The organism is Pantoea sp. SGAir0215 (assembly GCF_043543215.1).
On the sequence record NZ_CP028031.1, the window covers coordinates 2,478,701 to 2,495,485 of the forward strand.

General features: G+C 54.0%; 14 protein-coding genes and 1 other RNA gene. 10 read left to right on the forward strand and 5 right to left on the reverse strand.

Annotated elements, in window-relative coordinates; translation table 11 throughout:
* Nucleotides 1-2 precede the first annotated feature (2 nt).
* The 7 genes from ihfA to C1N64_RS11665 all read left to right on the forward strand — a co-directional run bounded on the left by ihfA (nt 3) and on the right by C1N64_RS11665 (nt 5,802).
* Entirely contained in the window at nt 3-305 is a 303-nt protein-coding gene (gene ihfA, locus C1N64_RS11635) for an integration host factor subunit alpha (protein WP_006118960.1), read from the forward strand.
* Between the two features lie 99 nt (nt 306-404).
* Nucleotides 405-1,412 (forward strand): vitamin B12 ABC transporter permease BtuC, encoded by a 1,008-nt coding sequence (btuC, locus tag C1N64_RS11640; protein WP_033741127.1) that lies wholly within the window; start codon nt 405-407, stop codon nt 1,410-1,412.
* 15 nt (nt 1,413-1,427) lie between these two features.
* On the forward strand, nt 1,428-1,973 hold the full coding sequence (locus C1N64_RS11645) for a glutathione peroxidase (protein WP_039340642.1): 546 nt from the start codon (nt 1,428-1,430) through the stop codon (nt 1,971-1,973).
* Entirely contained in the window at nt 1,974-2,723 is a 750-nt protein-coding gene (gene btuD, locus C1N64_RS11650) for a vitamin B12 ABC transporter ATP-binding protein BtuD (RefSeq protein ID WP_058701725.1), read from the forward strand.
* 66 nt (nt 2,724-2,789) lie between these two features.
* Entirely contained in the window at nt 2,790-3,248 is a 459-nt protein-coding gene (locus C1N64_RS11655) for an NlpC/P60 family protein (protein ID WP_205950383.1), read from the forward strand.
* 291 nt (nt 3,249-3,539) lie between these two features.
* Nucleotides 3,540-4,274: an EAL domain-containing protein gene (locus C1N64_RS11660; RefSeq protein WP_006118964.1), complete on the forward strand. Its 735-nt coding sequence runs from the start codon at nt 3,540-3,542 to the stop codon at nt 4,272-4,274.
* Between the two features lie 91 nt (nt 4,275-4,365).
* Nucleotides 4,366-5,802, forward strand: a complete 1,437-nt coding sequence (locus C1N64_RS11665) for a protein adenylyltransferase SelO (RefSeq protein ID WP_375123986.1) — start codon at nt 4,366-4,368, stop codon at nt 5,800-5,802.
* Nucleotide 5,803: 1 nt separating this feature from the next.
* Here the strand turns inward: C1N64_RS11665 and C1N64_RS11670 are convergent, their stop codons facing one another.
* Entirely contained in the window at nt 5,804-6,850 is a 1,047-nt protein-coding gene (locus C1N64_RS11670) for a 3-deoxy-7-phosphoheptulonate synthase (RefSeq protein WP_058708700.1), read from the reverse strand.
* A gap of 151 nt (nt 6,851-7,001) precedes the next feature.
* Nucleotides 7,002-7,829, reverse strand: coding sequence for a posphoenolpyruvate synthetase regulatory kinase/phosphorylase PpsR (locus tag C1N64_RS11675; protein WP_006118966.1), 828 nt, complete (start codon nt 7,827-7,829; stop codon nt 7,002-7,004).
* 439 nt (nt 7,830-8,268) lie between these two features.
* On the opposite strand from C1N64_RS11675, the gene ppsA reads away from it, so the two are divergent.
* Nucleotides 8,269-10,653, forward strand: a complete 2,385-nt coding sequence (gene ppsA, locus C1N64_RS11680; RefSeq protein WP_033741141.1) for a phosphoenolpyruvate synthase — start codon at nt 8,269-8,271, stop codon at nt 10,651-10,653.
* 204 nt (nt 10,654-10,857) lie between these two features.
* Here ppsA and rprA read toward each other — a convergent pair.
* Both rprA and ydiK read right to left on the reverse strand, forming a co-directional pair.
* Nucleotides 10,858-10,967, reverse strand: an RNA gene (rprA, locus tag C1N64_RS11685) — antisense sRNA RprA.
* A gap of 259 nt (nt 10,968-11,226) precedes the next feature.
* Nucleotides 11,227-12,321, reverse strand: a complete 1,095-nt coding sequence (gene ydiK, locus C1N64_RS11690; RefSeq protein ID WP_006118968.1) for an AI-2E family transporter YdiK — start codon at nt 12,319-12,321, stop codon at nt 11,227-11,229.
* A 207-nt stretch (nt 12,322-12,528) separates the two neighbouring features.
* On the opposite strand from ydiK, the gene C1N64_RS11695 reads away from it, so the two are divergent.
* The gene (locus C1N64_RS11695; RefSeq protein WP_058708699.1) at nt 12,529-15,582 is read left to right on the forward strand and encodes a D-2-hydroxyglutarate dehydrogenase YdiJ; all 3,054 of its coding nucleotides are present in this window, start codon (nt 12,529-12,531) and stop codon (nt 15,580-15,582) included.
* A 30-nt stretch (nt 15,583-15,612) separates the two neighbouring features.
* On the opposite strand, the gene C1N64_RS11700 is transcribed toward C1N64_RS11695, so the two are convergent.
* Entirely contained in the window at nt 15,613-16,017 is a 405-nt protein-coding gene (locus C1N64_RS11700; protein WP_006118970.1) for a hypothetical protein, read from the reverse strand.
* Nucleotides 16,018-16,408: 391 nt separating this feature from the next.
* On the opposite strand from C1N64_RS11700, the gene sufA reads away from it, so the two are divergent.
* On the forward strand, nt 16,409-16,783 hold the full coding sequence (gene sufA, locus C1N64_RS11705; RefSeq protein ID WP_006118971.1) for a Fe-S cluster assembly scaffold SufA: 375 nt from the start codon (nt 16,409-16,411) through the stop codon (nt 16,781-16,783).
* Nucleotides 16,784-16,785 lie beyond the last annotated feature (2 nt).

Sequence of the window (16,785 nt, forward strand, 5' to 3'; positions counted from 1 at the left end):
CTATGGCGCTTACAAAAGCTGAGATGTCAGAATACCTGTTTGAGAAACTCGGGCTGAGCAAACGTGATGCAAAAGAGTTAGTGGAGCTGTTTTTCGAAGAGGTTCGCCGCGCTTTGGAAAATGGAGAACAGGTTAAACTGTCGGGGTTTGGTAATTTTGATCTGCGTGACAAAAACCAACGTCCGGGCAGAAACCCAAAAACGGGAGAGGATATTCCGATTACTGCACGTCGCGTAGTCACCTTCCGTCCAGGGCAGAAGCTTAAAAGTCGCGTTGAGAACGCCACACCCAAAGACAGTGACTGATCCCAGTGTTTTAAAAAGGCCGCGCAAGCGGCCTTTTTCATTTCTTTTTTTCGCAATCCTTTTACAATCAATTCCCTGTTACCCAGATCAATTCCGCTTATGTCCCAGCTTGAACAACTTGCACGGCACAGCACACGGCAAAATCAAAAATGGCTGGTGGGCCTGAGTCTGCTGCTGCTGGCGCTTTTTACGGTCAGCCTGTGTGCAGGCGAGCGCTGGATAGGGCCTGCCGCCTGGTGGAGTGAGAGCGGCAGGCTGTTTGTCGGCCAGTTACGTTTACCCCGTACCGTCGCGGTGATGCTGGTGGGGGCGGCGCTGGCGTTGAGCGGGGTGATGATGCAGGCGCTGTTTACCAATCCGCTGGCCGAGCCCGGCCTGCTGGGGGTGTCCAGCGGGGCAGGCATTGGCCTGGTGGCGGGCGTGCTGTTCAGCGGCGGCGCATTATGGAGCCTCTCGCTTTCGGCGATAGCGGGCGCGTTGGTGATTACGCTGATTCTGCTGCACTTTGCCCACCGCCATTTATCCGTCAGCCGTTTGTTGCTCACCGGCGTAGCGTTGGGCATGATTTGCAGCGCGATGATGACCTGGGCGGTGTATTTCAGCAGCAGTCTCGATTTGCGCCAACTGATGTACTGGATGATGGGCGGATTCAGCGGCATCGACTGGCGTTATGGCTGGATGATGCTGGCGTTATTGCCGGTGATTCTGGCCAGCATGACGGCGGCCCGCGCGCTCAATCTGTTGGCCCTCGGTGAGACCTCCGCGCGCCAGTTGGGACTGTCTCTGGTCTGCTGGCGTAATCTGCTGGTGCTGGCCATGGGCTGGCTGGTCGGGGTAAGCGTTGCGCTGGCCGGGGCGATAGGATTTGTCGGGCTGGTCATTCCTCATCTGTTACGCCTGGTGGGATTGCACGATCATCGTGCGTTGCTGCCGGCCTCCGCGCTGGCAGGGGCCAGCGTACTGCTGGGGGCAGATATTATTGCCCGTCTGGCACTGGCCTCGGCTGAGTTGCCTGTTGGCGTGGTCACGGCCACGCTGGGTGCGCCATTGTTTATCGTTCTGTTAGTCAAATCGACACGTCAGCCTGCGCTGACAAACAAGTCTTAACCACAGGAACCCCGTATGAGCATTTATCAAACTGAACTGGTTACGCTGGATGGTGAGAAAACCACGCTGTCTGCCTGGCAGGGCAACGTCCTGCTGGTGGTGAACGTGGCCTCGAAATGTGGTTTAACGCCGCAATACGAAGCCCTGGAAAATATCCATGAAGCCTGGCATGACCAGGGCTTCAGTGTACTGGGTTTTCCGTGCAATCAGTTCCTGGAGCAGGAACCCGGCACCAGCGAAGAAATCAAGACGTTTTGCAGCACCACCTACGGTGTGACCTTCCCTCTGTTCGAAAAATGTGAGGTGAATGGTGAACATCGTCATCCGCTTTATGCGCAGCTGGTGGCCGCAAAACCGGATGCCGTTCGGCCGGAAGAAAGTGGCTTTTATGAGCGTATGGTCAGTAAAGGCCGGGCACCAAAAGCGCCAGGGGATATTTTGTGGAATTTTGAAAAATTCCTGATTGGACGTGACGGCAGCGTGATCCAGCGTTTCTCGCCCGATATGTCGCCAGAAGACCCGATTATTCTGGAAACGATTAAGGTCGCGCTGGCGAAGTAGGTGTTACTCAGCCTGCAAGCGGTCGCCGTTGCCGGACGGCTGCAACCGGTAAGCGGTGCGCTTCATGCCGGGCATCTGATCCATCTGGTGGGGCCGAATGGCGCGGGCAAAAGCACCTTGTTGTCCGCGCTGGCCGGTCTGGAGCCGATAACCGGTCAGATGACTTTACAGGATAAAGCGCTGGCTGACTGGCCCGGACCGGCGCTGGCCCGGGTACGCGGCTGGCTGCCTCAACAGCAGCTGCCACCTGGCATGATGCCGGTTTATCACTATCTTCGTTTGCATCTGGCGTCTTCAGGGCCACACAATGATGCGCGGTTAATGAGCTTACTCGCCCGGCTGCAGTTGACAGAAAAACTCTCCCGACCGCTGAATCAGCTTTCCGGGGGCGAATGGCAGCGCGTCCGGCTCTGTGCGGTCATGGCACAAATCGATCCGCAGATTAATGCGGACGGTAAACTGCTGATTCTTGACGAACCCATGACGGCGCTGGATGTGGCGCAGCAACACGCTGTCGATAATCTGATTCAGGAACTCTGTCGTGCAGGGGTTTGTGTGATTGCCAGCAGCCATGACCTTAACCACAGCCTGTGGCATGCCGATCGGGTCTGGCTGTTGCATCAGGGCGCTGTTGTGGCACAGGGCAAACCCTGTGAAATCCTGCGTCCGGAACAGCTCACGCCACTCTACGGTATCCCTTTCCGACAACTCACCCTGGAAGGCCGTCCGCTGCTAACGGTTTTACCCTGAGACTTGCCACGCAGCGGGCTTTGCCGCTACATTTACCCCGTTATAACTGATTAAGGATGAGCTGTGATGCGCATGGGGTTGCTGTTCGTGGTGTTACTGTTGGTGGGCTGTAGCCATCGTGCACCGCCCGTCAATGGTCGCCTCTCTGACTCCATTACCGTTATCGCGCAGCTCAACGATCAACTGGGGAGCTGGCGGGGAACACCGTATCGCTATGGTGGCATGAGCCGCAAGGGCGTTGACTGCTCGGGTTTTGTCTATCTGACATTTCGGGATAAGTTTGATTTGCAGCTCCCACGCAGTACCGTCGCCCAGAGTGATATCGGCACGCGCATCAGCAAAGAGGACCTTCTGCCCGGCGACCTGGTGTTCTTCAGGACCGGCAGTGGCGAAAATGGCTTACATGTGGGCATTTACGACACGGATAACGCCTTCATCCATGCTTCAACCAGTCAGGGCGTCATTCGGTCCTCGCTGGATAATGTCTACTGGCGGAAAGTGTTTTGGCAGGCGCGACGCATATAATTTGTCAACCTAAGCCCGCCCGGTTAGTGCGGATTAATTCAGAAAATGACCGGATCTAAAAAATATTCCTAATTTGGCTTTAACCAACTCATTTTATTTATAACATTGGGAGCGGGAATCTTTTTCATACTTTACAGAATTGTCCCAAAAATTATTTGGCTTAAAGTTTATTTTCTTAAAACTAAAGCCAGTAATGGCCTAAAAATATCTATCTCATCAGTCCTTTGCTACTATTGCCAGTAAGTTTTTAATCATATACGATGCACTATCGCCACATATACTGGCTGTAAAATGAAAATTCATCTGTCGGCCGACTATGAGTCGGAAATTTGGTTTTATGCCGCCTGTTCCCAGGAAGGGCACTTAACCGCTATTGAGCTGGCTACCCAGTTCGTCCACGAAAGTGCGCCTATCACGTTGCCGCAGGATGTTCTGTTGCCGCAGCTTGATGAGACACAGCGCCTGCGCCTGCTGCAGCGGCAGGTTTCGTTACTGGAAAAGCATCAGACCTTTTTCGAAACGCACAATCTGCTGGCCTTTATGCCCACAGACGAGGGCATGGCAAGCACCCTGCTCGAAAGTGAGTTTCTGACGCGTAAAATAAAACAACTGCCCTTTTTAAGGTTGGATATCAGCGAAACGTTTCTCTCGCTCCATTTGGGAAAAAATAATCCGCTTCTCGCGGCGTTATATGGTGAGTTTAAATTGTCTCTGTCGCATTTTGGCGCGGGGAAATCGTCGACGACTGCCGTTTACGATAATCTGTTTAGCTGTATCAGGCTGGACAAACACTTTATTCAGTCGCTTGCTAAACGTGCTTCTTTTTTACCATTTATGCAAAGCATCATTGATAATTTCCGTAGCCATTGCGATCGGATGATTATTTGTGGCGTAGATGACGAAATTTTACTGGATAAAGTTAGCCATCTAAGTAATGTGCATCTGCAGGGTGCCTTGTTCCCGGTGGTGAAATCTGATGCATTTGAGTCCTTGATCTACTCCGAGCAATTCCTGCACTCTCCCTGATATTTGCACGACTGTCGCCTGTTTAATCCCGGCTATCAACGCTACACTGTGGGTTTTATCATACGATACCCGGTGTCGTTTGGGAGTAGACATGGTCTTTGACAACAGCTGGTTTCGAGAGCTTTCGGGTACTTATACCGCCTTACATCCCACCCCGCTTGCCGGTGGCAGACTGTTATATCACAACGGTCCGCTGGCGCACGAAATGGCGCTGGAGAGCGATCTGTTTACCGGGCAGGGGCACGGTGTCTGGTACGGTGCGTCACTGTTGCCGGGTATGCAACCGCTGGCGCAGGTATACAGTGGCCACCAGTTCGGCGTCTGGGCAGGTCAGCTGGGTGACGGGCGCGGCATTCTGCTGGGTGAGCAGCGCCAGCAAGATGGCAGCCGTCTCGACTGGCATTTAAAAGGCGCAGGGCTGACGCCGTATTCTCGCATGGGCGATGGTCGTGCTGTGGTGCGCTCGACGGTGCGTGAGTTTCTGGCCTCGGAGGCGCTGCACCATCTGGGGATCCCGACCACGCGCGCGTTAACGATAGCCATCAGCGATGAGCCGGTTTACCGTGAAACCGCTGAGCGCGGTGCAATGCTGATGCGGATCGCGCCGAGTCATCTGCGCTTTGGCCATTTCGAACACTTCTTTTACAGCCAGCAGCCTGACAAGGTCAAACAGCTGGCGGAGTATGCCATTCGTCATCACTGGCCGCATCTGACGGAGGACGCCGAACGTTATTATCTGTGGTTCGCCGATATCGTCCTGCGCACAGCACGCCTGATTGCGCAGTGGCAGAGCGTGGGCTTTGCGCATGGTGTGATGAATACCGACAACATGTCGATCCTTGGCCTGACGCTGGATTACGGCCCTTACGGTTTTCTGGATGACTATCAGCCGGACTTTATCTGTAATCACAGTGATTACCAGGGGCGCTACAGCTTCGAGAATCAGCCGATGATCGGTCTGTGGAACCTTAATCGTCTGGCGCATGCCCTGTCAGGATTACTCAGTACAGAGCAGCTAAAGCAGGCGCTGAGCGGTTATGAAAACGAACTGATGCGCGTCTGGGGCCAGCGGATGCGGGCGAAACTGGGCTTTCTGACCGAAGAGGCAGGGGATAACGCGATTCTGACCGGTCTGCTCAGCTTAATGAGTCAGGAACGGCGCGATTATACGCTGACGTTCCGCCTGCTCAGTGAAACGCAGCAGTCAGAACAGCGATCGCCGTTACGGGATGAATTTATCGATCGCGCTGCCTTTGATCGCTGGTATCAGGATTACCGCACCCGTTTGTTGCAGGAGCAGGTCAGCGATGCGACGCGCCAACAGGTGATGAAAGCGGCCAATCCGGCGCTGGTATTGCGAAATTATCTGGCACAGCAGGCGATCGAGGCGGCGGAGCAGGGTGAGAGCGGGGCGCTGGCCCGTTTACATCAGGCGCTTCAGCAGCCCTTCAGTGACGCGACGGCCGCTGAGTATCGTCAACGGCCGCCGGACTGGGGCAAATCACTGGAAGTCAGTTGTTCCAGCTAAGTTATAAACGGTGAGAAACTGCCTCAGCTAACAGGGCCAGTACAGCTTCGCTGTCTTGCCAGTTGAGGCAGGGATCGGTGATGGACTGACCGTACGTCAGGGGCTCACCGCTCACCACTTTCTGATTGCCTTCTTCGATAAAACTTTCGATCATCACGCCCGCTACCGCGCGTGAACCTCCTTTGATCTGTTCAGCCACCTCAGCAGCAACGTCGCGCTGACGACGATGCTGTTTCAGGCAGTTGCCGTGGCTGAAATCAATCACCAACTGTGGCGCTAAGCCGAATTCATTCAGGCAGGCAGTCGCCTCGGCGACATCGGCGGCATGATAATTGGGCTGTTTACCGCCACGTAAAATCACATGGCCGTGCGGGTTGCCGCTGGTCTGGTAAATGGTCATCTGCCCCTGTTTATCCGGCGACAGGAACATATGGCTGGTTCGGGCAGCGCGAATAGCATCCACAGCAATACGCACATTGCCATCGGTGCCGTTTTTGAAGCCGACAGGACAGGAGAGCGCAGAGGCCATTTCACGATGGATCTGGCTTTCAGTGGTGCGGGCTCCAATGGCCCCCCAGCTGATCAGATCGGCAATAAACTGCCCGATCACCATATCCAGAAACTCCGTTGCTGTGGGTAAGCCGAGGGCGTTGATATCAATCAGTAGCTTACGGGCAATGCCGATGCCGCGGTTCACATCAAAGCTACCGTCCAGATCCGGATCGGAGATCAGGCCTTTCCAGCCGACCACCGTACGTGGCTTTTCAAAATAGGCCCGCATCACGATTTCCAGCCGGTCCTGATACTGCTCGCGCAGCGCATTTAAACGCCGGGCATAGTCTAAAGCCGCCACCGGGTCATGCAGGGAGCAGGGACCAATCACGACCAGCAGACGGGGATCGTCGCCCGTGAGGATGCGCGCAATGCGCTTGCGTGCTGCGGTGATATTATCGGCCATGGCGGAGGAAAGCGGATATTCAGCTGCCAGACTGGCAGGAGAGATCAGGCTGCCAATGCGCGCCGTGCGCAGTTCGTCAGTTTTATTCATGGTGTTCTCTAAATGTGTTCTTCGCAGCGGTGGAATACCGGGAAGTGATGAGGGTCACAATAAACCATTAGCTTGTGAATTCAAGCACCAACGTGACAATGGCAGGCAAAATTACGGCAGCGCCACGTTACAGGGCGCTGCCGGCGGCGAATCAGTACATGCGGCGCGTCAGGCCCATAATATCGAGGATCTTGGTAGCGATCTCTTCCACGGAATAGTTGGTACTGTTGAGATAGCGAATCTGGTGGGTACGGAACAGCGCTTCCACTTCGCCCACCTCCAGTCGACACTGACGCAGGGAAGCATAGCGGGTATTTTCCGCGCGTTCCTGACGTATGGCTGCCAGGCGTTCCGGGTCAATTGTCAGACCAAACAGTTTATGCTGATGCTGGCGAAGAGCGGGCGGCAGTTTCAGGTTATCCATATCATCGGCAATAAACGGATAGTTCGCGGCACGAATACCAAACTGCATCGCCAGATAGAGGCTGGTGGGGGTTTTACCACAACGGGAAACGCCTAACAGAATGACCTGCGCGTCTTCCAGGCCGCGCAGTGAAATGCCGTCATCATGTGCCAGGGTGTAATCGATCGCCGCAATACGCGCATCGTATTTGCCCAGATTGCTGGCATCCAGTCCGTGCGTTCGGTGTGCGACCGGAGCCGGTGCGAGACCAAGCTCCTGCTGAAGCGGAGCGACCAGCGCCTGAACAATGTCCTGACAAAACCCGTCACTTTGCAGAATGATGTCGCGCACTTCCGGCGTGACGATAGAAAAAAAGACCAGTGGACGCACGCCGCTTTGCTGAAAAAGGGCATTGATCTGCGCTTTAACCGCCTGCGCGCGCTGAACATTCTCAACAAACGGCAGGGTGACACTGTTGGTGTTAACGGGAAACTGCGATAGCACCGCGTGGCCTAATACTTCGGCGGTAATCGCAGTGCCGTCGGAGATATAAAAAACGCTTCTGTCGGTGGTCATGGAGCATGCCTCGTGCAAGGAAGTCGTGAAAAGACGGAGCAGGGTTAAGTTCAGGCGCGCGAATCCCAGCGGGGGCATGTGAAGTCTGGCTTAACCATTTGTCGTACAGTTTTAGCATAACCGACAGAAAGTATTCCTTTTCTCCGCCACAGATTTGCCATGAAAATCGCGCCTGAAGCTGCCTTTTCCACCCGCCTTGTTGCGCAACAAAAACGACGCTTTAGAGGGCCCTGAAATGAAAAATACTTTTAAATTAGTGGGTTGTGATAAAAACAATCCTTTGCGCAACGTCTTAAAAAAGCGGGTTATAGTCTGAAACTGCCGCGCAGAATCTGCTTTAACGATTCAACAGATCGTGTTTGCCAAAACCTTATGCCAGGCTGATTGTGTTAATAGCAGGATTTTCCATGTGCCCATTCATTAATAAAGGATCAGTTCAATGTCCAATAAAGGCGAACAGCCGTTAGTACTCTGGTACAACCAGCTTGGCATGCATGATGTTGATCGGGTAGGAGGCAAAAATGCGTCTCTGGGTGAGATGATTACCAATTTGTCCTCTCTGGGGGTTTCGGTACCCAATGGTTTCGCGACCACCTCCTGGGCCTTTAATCAGTTTCTTGAGCAGAGCGGTCTGAACCAGCGTATTTATGCATTGCTGGATGACACCAATATTGATGATGTTGATCAACTGGCGAAAGCAGGTAAGCAGATTCGTCAGTGGGTCGTCGAAACGCCCTTCCAGCCTGAACTTGAAGCCGCCATTTTGTCGGCCTACGAACAGCTCTCAGCAGACGATGCCGAGGCCTCTTTTGCCGTACGCTCCTCGGCCACCGCAGAAGATATGCCCGATGCTTCCTTTGCCGGACAACAGGAAACCTTTCTGAACGTGCAGGGCATCGAAGCTGTGATGGTAGCGGTGAAACATGTTTACGCATCCCTGTTTAACGATCGTGCCATCTCTTACCGTGTTCATCAGGGCTACGATCACCGGGGTGTTGCCCTGTCGGCAGGCATACAGCGTATGGTCCGTTCCGATCTGGCCGCATCAGGCGTGATGTTTACCATTGATACGGAATCTGGCTTCGATCAGGTGGTGTTTATCACGGCGGCGCTGGGTCTGGGCGAAATGGTGGTGCAGGGCGCTGTCAACCCGGATGAGTTTTACGTGCATAAACCCACACTGGCCGCGAAGCGTCCGGCAATCGTGCGCCGCAACATGGGCTCGAAAAAAGTGCGGATGGTGTATGCCGATTCACGTGAGCACGGCGAGCAGGTGCGAATCGAGGATGTGCCGGAAACGGAACGCGACCGCTTCTGCCTGAACGACAGCGAAGTTCAGGCACTGGCACAGCAGGCGGTACTGATCGAGCAGCACTATAAGCGCCCGATGGATATTGAATGGGCAAAAGACGGGCATACCGGCAAGCTGTTCATCGTGCAGGCGCGACCGGAAACCGTGCGCTCAAATGGTCAGGTGATGGAGCGTTACACTCTGCAAGGCCAGGGAAATGTGGTCATTGAAGGCCGTGCAATTGGCCATCGTATTGGTGCCGGGCCGGTTAAGGTGATTCATGACATCAGCGAAATGAACCGTATCGAAAAAGGTGACGTGCTGGTGACTGATATGACCGATCCTGACTGGGAACCGATCATGAAAAAGGCCTCTGCCATTGTCACCAATCGCGGGGGGCGTACCTGTCATGCCGCGATTATAGCGCGTGAATTGGGGATTCCGGCGGTGGTCGGGTGCGGCGATGCCACCGAGCGCCTGAAAGAAGGTCATACCGTGACCGTGTCCTGTGCGGAAGGCGATACCGGCTATGTTTACGACGAACTGCTCGATTTTGACGTGACCAGTTCGCAGGTCGATACCATGCCGGACCTGCCGCTGAAGGTGATGATGAACGTGGGTAACCCGGATCGCGCCTTTGATTTTGCCTGCTTACCCAATGAAGGGGTTGGGCTGGCGCGCCTGGAGTTCATCATCAACCGCATGATCGGTGTGCATCCTAAAGCGCTGCTTGAGTTTGACCAACAACCGCCGGCGTTGCAGCAACACATCCGTCAGCTGATGAAAGGCTTTGACGATCCCGTCGAGTTCTATATTGCGCGCCTGACTGAAGGTATCGCGACCCTGGGCGCGGCATTCGCACCCAAACGGGTGATTGTGCGATTGTCCGACTTCAAAACCAATGAATACGCCAATCTGGTCGGCGGGGAACGGTACGAACCGGAAGAAGAGAACCCCATGCTGGGCTTCCGCGGCGCTGGCCGTTACGTGTCAGAAAGCTTCCGCGACTGTTTTGCGCTTGAGTGTGAAGCGGTGAAGCGGGTGCGAAATGACATGGGACTGACCAATGTCGAGATCATGGTGCCGTTTGTACGTACGGTGGACCAGGCGCAGGCGGTGGTCGAAGAGTTAGGTCGCCAGGGCCTGAAACGGGGTGAGAACGGACTGAAGGTCATTATGATGTGTGAAATCCCGTCAAATGCTCTGCTGGCGGAGCAGTTTTTACAGCACTTTGACGGCTTCTCCATTGGCTCGAACGACATGACGCAGCTGGCGCTGGGGCTCGATCGTGATTCCGGCGTCGTGTCTGCCCTGTTTGATGAACGCAATGAGGCGGTGAAAGCCTTACTGTCCATGGCGATCAAGGCGGCGAAAAAACAGGGTAAATACGTCGGTATCTGTGGACAAGGGCCTTCGGATCATCAGGATTTTGCGGCCTGGTTGATGGAGCAGGGCATCGACAGTTTGTCACTTAACCCGGATACCGTCGTGGAAACGTGGCTGAGCTTGGCGGCCCTGAATAAGTCTGCCTGACGCGACGTTTACACTGTTACTTTAAGGCCAGCGCAAGCTGGCTTTTTTATTCCCGGCGGAAAAACAGACGGGGTTGATCAGTGCTGACCCGATCCGGTTGTCGAGATATCACTTGCGCGGAAAGCGTATAAGGGACGAGGTTGCTCTTCGGCCTGTTCATACAACCTGACCGGTAAAAAGAGGGCGCAACCCCTTTTCGACAGGCAAAAAAAAAGCCCATCACAGGGGATGGGCAAAGACTACACACAGCAATTCTTTACGCTACTCAGGGGAAATAAGGGTGTTTAGAAATCAGTGAGTTGATTTCAAACTTGTTAAATATGTTATTCATACCGCTTGCTGGCGTCTTTAAGAATCCTCTTATTAGTTTAAAGGAAATAATATTTTGACCATCATTAAGAGCGTTGAGGAGAGTTGTTATGTATGAAAAATAATCATTTCAGGCCGAAAAATGGGCTTAAAGCGCTAAATATGCGTTTTATCTTAAAAACTACTAATGAAAAAAAGGCTGGTGATATCTTAATCAGCCAGCCTACTTAACCACTACTAATCATATGAAATGCAGAACAGGGCCTATTGATCCGTCTTTTCGTCCAGGGCTTTGAGCGGATCGACCGGTGGTCTGGGCACTTCATTCATCCAGACGGACACCAGGCGATAGGAGACGGCCAGCACGACGGGGCCGATAAACAGTCCGATCATGCCAAACGCGATGAGTCCGCCAATGACACCGGATAAAATCAGAATCAGCGGCAGGTCGGCACCCATACGAATCAGCACGGGACGCAAAATATTGTCCAGTGTTCCGACGACGCAGCTCCACACCAGCAGCACTGTGCCCCAGGTCGTATCGCCGCTCCAGTAGAGATAAACGATGGCGGGCACCAGCACCAGCAGGGGACCAATCTGGACCAGACAGCAGAGGATCATCAGGACGGTCAGCAAGGTCGCATAAGGAATGCCGGAGATGGCCAGCCCGATACCGCCCAGCACGCCCTGTACCAGCGCAGTCACCACCACGCCCAGCGCCACCGCGCGTACGGCTTGCCCGGCCAGCAAAACGGCGGCATCACCGCGACGGCCCGCCATGCGCACAGCGAAATGGCGAATTCCCAGCGCCGCCTGTTCACCGCGCCAGTAGAGCAGCACGCTAAACAGCAGCATCACGGCCAGATGAATCATAAACCGGCCAAAGTGTCCGGCCTGCGCAACAAAGAAGCCTGTTGTACGACCGACGTAAGGCTGAAGCTTGGCCATGATGGCCGCACCGCCGCCGGCCACCAGTTTCTGGTAGCTGGCATACAGTTTTTCCCCGACCACAGGAATGTCATTCAGCCAGCTCAGCGTCGGCAGCATATGGCCCTGCGTCGCCCAGGCAATTACCGGAGCACTGTTATCAATCAGGCTGTTCACCAGCAGGGCAACCGGAATAATAAACAGCAGCAGAAGCAGAATGGTCATCACAATGACGGCCAGAGAACGCCGGCCCCAGAGCAGTCGCTGAATTCTCAGCATCAACGGCCAGGTCGCAATCACTACCATGCTGGCCCAGGCGAAGCCGAGGATAAAAGGTTGCACCACCCATAAGCAGGCGGCAATCAACAGCAAAATGAATATCAGAGTGAACAACATTTGGGGAAGGTCTATCTGCCGTTCCAGGCTTTTCATCTTAAGCATTACCTCTTTGAGATCCGTCAACGCAGGGGATGACAGTGACCCGTCATCATGAGCTATTTGAGGGCGTTTAAACAGGCTTGTAAAGAAATGGTTTCAGCCTTTCCTGAAAAAACGACAGGGCTGACAGAAATGTGATAAAACAGGAGATTAACGCACACGACAGACGCAAACCTACACAACATCTTTGGTCACAGAATCATGATCCCACAGATTTCTCAGGCACCGGGTCTTATCCAGCGGGTGCTGACATTCCTTGAAACCCTCAAAGAACAGGGCTTCACCGGCGACACCGCCACCAGTTATGCCGACAGGCTTTCTCTCTCAACCGACAACAGCATCTATCAGCTGCTGCCCGATGCGGTGCTGTTTCCGCGCTCGACGGCTGATGTCGCGTTGATTGCCCGCGTAGCGGGGGACCCGGCGTTCTCGAGTCTGGTTTTCACCCCGCGCGGTGGCGGGACCGGCACTAACGGCCAGTCACTGAATCAGGGCATTATTGTGGATATGTCCCGCTACATGAACCGTATCCTGGAGGTTAACACCGAGCAGGGATGGGTGCGTGTAGAAGCGGGCGTGGTTAAAGATCAACTTAACGCGTATCTGAAACCGTTTGGTTACTTTTTCTCGCCAGAGTTGTCGACCAGTAACCGTGCTACGCTGGGCGGCATGATCAATACCGATGCCTCCGGCCAGGGATCGCTGGTGTATGGTAAAACCTCTGATCATGTTCTTGGGTTGCGGGCGGTCCTGCTGGGTGGCGATATTCTGGATACCCGGCCCATGCCCACGGCGCTGGCCGAAAGCCTGGCGCAAACGCCCACGCCAGAGGGCCGCATCTATCAGCAGGTCCTGACGCGATGTCGCGAACAGCGTGACCTGATTCTGGAAAAATTTCCCAAACTGAACCGCTTCCTGACCGGCTACGATTTGCGTCATGTCTTTAGTGACGATATGCAAACGTTTGACCTGACGCGCCTGCTGTGCGGCGCAGAAGGCACGCTGGCCTTTATCAGTGAAGCCCGGCTGGACATTACGCCCCTGCCTAAAGTGCGGCGCGTGGTGAATATCAAATACGACTCCTTTGATTCTGCTTTGCGCAATGCGCCTCTGATGGTACAGGCGCAGGCTCTGTCCGTCGAAACGGTGGACTCGAAAGTGCTCAATCTGGCACGGGAGGACATCGTCTGGCACTCGGTGAAAGCGCTGATCACCGATGTTCCCGACAAAACGATGTCAGGGCTGAATATTGTGGAGTTTGCCGGGGATGACGAAGCGAAAATTGAGCAGCAACTGACGCAACTCTGCAGCCGACTTGATGCGCTGATCGCGCAGCAGGAAGGCGGCGTCATTGGCTATCAACGCTGTAACGACCTGGACAGCATCGAACGCATTTATAACATGCGTAAAAAAGCGGTGGGATTATTGGGCAATGCGAAAGGGCGGGCGAAGCCGATTCCGTTTGTCGAAGATACGGCCGTGCCGCCGGAACACCTTGCCGACTACATCGTCGAGTTCCGGGCGCTTCTTGACAGCCATGGACTGAGTTACGGCATGTTTGGCCATGTGGACGCGGGCGTGCTCCATGTCCGGCCGGCGCTGGATATGTGCGATCCGCATCAGGAAATGATGATGAAGCAGATTTCTGATGAGGTGGTCGAACTGACCGCGCGCTATGGCGGTCTGCTGTGGGGCGAACATGGCAAGGGCTTTCGCGCGCAATACAGTCCGGCCTTCTTCGGGGACACCCTGTTCAACGAACTGCGCCGTATCAAAGCGGCGTTCGATCCCGATAACCGGCTGAACCCCGGCAAGATCTGTACGCCTTATAACAGCGATGCGGCGATGATGCAGGTGGATGCCACCAAACGCGGCAGCTATGACCGCCAGATTCCTGTACAGGTGCGTGACACCTGGCGTGGCGCGATGGAATGTAACGGTAATGGCTTGTGCTTCAATTTCGACGTGCGCAGCCCAATGTGCCCCTCGATGAAAATCACGCGCAACCGCATTCATTCACCTAAAGGGCGCGCCACCTTAACACGCGAATGGCTGCGCTTGCTGGCAGAGCAGGGCGTGGATCCGGTGATGCTGGAGAAAAAACTGCCGGAGAAGACACTGTCGTTGCGGGGGCTGGTTGGCCGCATGCGGAACACCTGGTATGCGAATAAAGGGGAATATGATTTTTCGCATGAAGTGAAGGACGCCATGTCAGGCTGCCTGGCCTGTAAGGCCTGTTCAACCCAGTGCCCGATTAAAATTGACGTGCCGGCTTTCCGCTCGCGTTTTTTGCAGCTTTATCATACGCGCTATCTTCGTCCCCTGAGCGATCATCTGGTGGCCGCGGTGGAAAGCTATGCGCCCGTGATGGCAAAAGCGCCTACGGTCTTTAACTTCTTCCTTAAACAGCCCTGGGCCGCATCGTTCAGCAAAACGCACATTGGCATGGTGGATTTGCCCTTGCTTTCCTCACCCACTCTCAAACAGCAGCTGAGCGGCCATCCGGCAATGCAGATGACGCTGGAACAGCTTGAAGGGCTGACGGAGGCGCAGCGGGCGAAAACGGTGCTGGTGGTGCAGGATCCCTTTACCAGCTTCTATGAGGCCCGGCTGGTCAGCGACTTTATCAGGCTGATTGAGAAACTCGGCTATCAACCTGTTCTGTTGCCCTTCTCGCCAAACGGTAAGGCACAGCACGTTAAAGGCTTTTTACAACGCTTTGCCCGCACGGCCAGTAAAACCGCCGATTTTCTCAATCGCGTCGCCCGGCTGGGCATGCCAATGGTCGGCATCGATCCCGCAACGGTCCTGTGTTATCGCGATGAATATCGCCAGACGCTGGGGGAGGCGCGGGGCGATTTCAATGTGCTGTTGGTGCATGAATGGTTGCAGAATGCGGTGCAGGAACGTGACGTCCAGATTGCCAGCGGCGAAGCCTGGTACCTGTTTGCGCACTGCACCGAAGTCACCGCCTTGCCTGCAACGCCCGGTCAGTGGCAGGCGATTTTTTTACGGTTTGGTGCAAAGCTGGAAAACATCAACGTGGGCTGCTGTGGCATGGCGGGCACTTACGGACACGAGAGCAAAAATCTGGACAATTCGCTGGGCATTTACGCGCTCTCATGGCATCCGCAGTTGCAAAAGCTGCCGCGTCAACGCTGTCTGGCAACCGGTTTTTCCTGCCGGAGCCAGGTTAAACGTGTTGAAGGCAATGGTATGCGCCATCCGCTTCAGGCTCTGCTTGAGCTGGTGTAAAAAGGCAGGAGACGTCAACCGCAGGCTGGATTAGAATATCCAGCCTGCATGTTTGACAAAGTTACTCTGGAGCACCGTTGCCTGTTCCCATTCACCTGTAATGGCCAGCTGGTGGCATAGCCGGGTCAGTGACAGTCTTGCCAGCTGGTAAGCCTGAATGCGAAACAGCCGATCCCGGTCGGGATTTTGCATTTCTACGACCAGTCGGTGATGAAGCTTACCCATGGCATGCAAATAACTCTGGTCGTCACCGTTCAGTTGGCAAAGTTCTGCCATATCCAGACAGGTATCATTGAACTGACGTAACTGCTGAACGGTACACTCAGCCCGGTCAAGTCTGGCCTGCGCCAGGTAAAAATCGACAGTGAGATCGCGAACCGAAAAACGGTATTCATCAAGTTTGTGCTGAAGCCAGGCGGAAACCGATAACGACATAACGCATCCTGATGCTGAATGATAATAATTATCATATTCAACTGAACAGCGATTGCAATTGGCAAATGAGAATTTTTTTCCGATTTATTTCACCTGTCGGTATAATCGGAAATAACAATCTGTTTACAACACAGAAAGGCGTAACCTATCAATAAAGGGTTTATCATAAAGTGATGATTTTAAAATTCACCAGTTATTAACAGGTTACGAGGTCATACTTCCTGCCTGTTTTGCGAATGCAAGCCTGGCTGAAGACGCTATGCTTAATAAATGCGCTGTTAAAAACAGCACCTAATGATTATCCCTGCAAAACAAGAGGTTGAAGTGATCAGTGAGATCACTACCATAGGGGGATAGCCTGAAAAGGTCCGGACTCACAAGAGGTAGCAACATGTCATCCGTGAATGCAGACTCTTTCTCACCTGACGAATATGTGTGGAAAGGGTTAACGCTGACCGAAACCGCAGCGAAACAAATTCTAAATCTGGCCGCAGAAAACCCAGAAGTCAAGGGCCTGCGTTTAGCGATTAAACAATCCGGTTGTGCCGGCTTTGGTTATGTCATGGATCTGGTGAAGCAACCAGAAGATGACGACCTGCAGTTTACCTACTACGGCGCAACATTGTTTGTACCGCTTCAGGCGATGCCATTTATCGATGGCACTGAAGTGGATTACGTCCGTGAAGGCCTGAATCAAATTTTTAAATTCAATAACCCTAAAGCTCAACACGCCTGCGGGTGCGGTGAAAGCTTTGGCGTCGAGTAAGT

Coding starts and splice junctions, on each gene's coding strand:
- C1N64_RS11695 (WP_058708699.1), top strand. CDS start 12,529: ATGATCCCACAGATTTCTCAGGCACCGGGTCTTATCCAGCGGGTGCTG.
- sufA (WP_006118971.1), top strand. CDS start 16,409: ATGTCATCCGTGAATGCAGACTCTTTCTCACCTGACGAATATGTGTGG.
- C1N64_RS11655 (WP_205950383.1), top strand. CDS start 2,790: ATGCGCATGGGGTTGCTGTTCGTGGTGTTACTGTTGGTGGGCTGTAGC.
- ihfA (WP_006118960.1), top strand. CDS start 3: ATGGCGCTTACAAAAGCTGAGATGTCAGAATACCTGTTTGAGAAACTC.
- ppsA (WP_033741141.1), top strand. CDS start 8,269: ATGTCCAATAAAGGCGAACAGCCGTTAGTACTCTGGTACAACCAGCTT.
- C1N64_RS11665 (WP_375123986.1), top strand. CDS start 4,366: ATGGTCTTTGACAACAGCTGGTTTCGAGAGCTTTCGGGTACTTATACC.
- C1N64_RS11675 (WP_006118966.1), bottom strand. CDS start 7,829: ATGACCACCGACAGAAGCGTTTTTTATATCTCCGACGGCACTGCGATT.
- C1N64_RS11670 (WP_058708700.1), bottom strand. CDS start 6,850: ATGAATAAAACTGACGAACTGCGCACGGCGCGCATTGGCAGCCTGATC.
- ydiK (WP_006118968.1), bottom strand. CDS start 12,321: ATGAAAAGCCTGGAACGGCAGATAGACCTTCCCCAAATGTTGTTCACT.
- C1N64_RS11660 (WP_006118964.1), top strand. CDS start 3,540: ATGAAAATTCATCTGTCGGCCGACTATGAGTCGGAAATTTGGTTTTAT.
- btuC (WP_033741127.1), top strand. CDS start 405: ATGTCCCAGCTTGAACAACTTGCACGGCACAGCACACGGCAAAATCAA.
- C1N64_RS11700 (WP_006118970.1), bottom strand. CDS start 16,017: ATGTCGTTATCGGTTTCCGCCTGGCTTCAGCACAAACTTGATGAATAC.
- C1N64_RS11645 (WP_039340642.1), top strand. CDS start 1,428: ATGAGCATTTATCAAACTGAACTGGTTACGCTGGATGGTGAGAAAACC.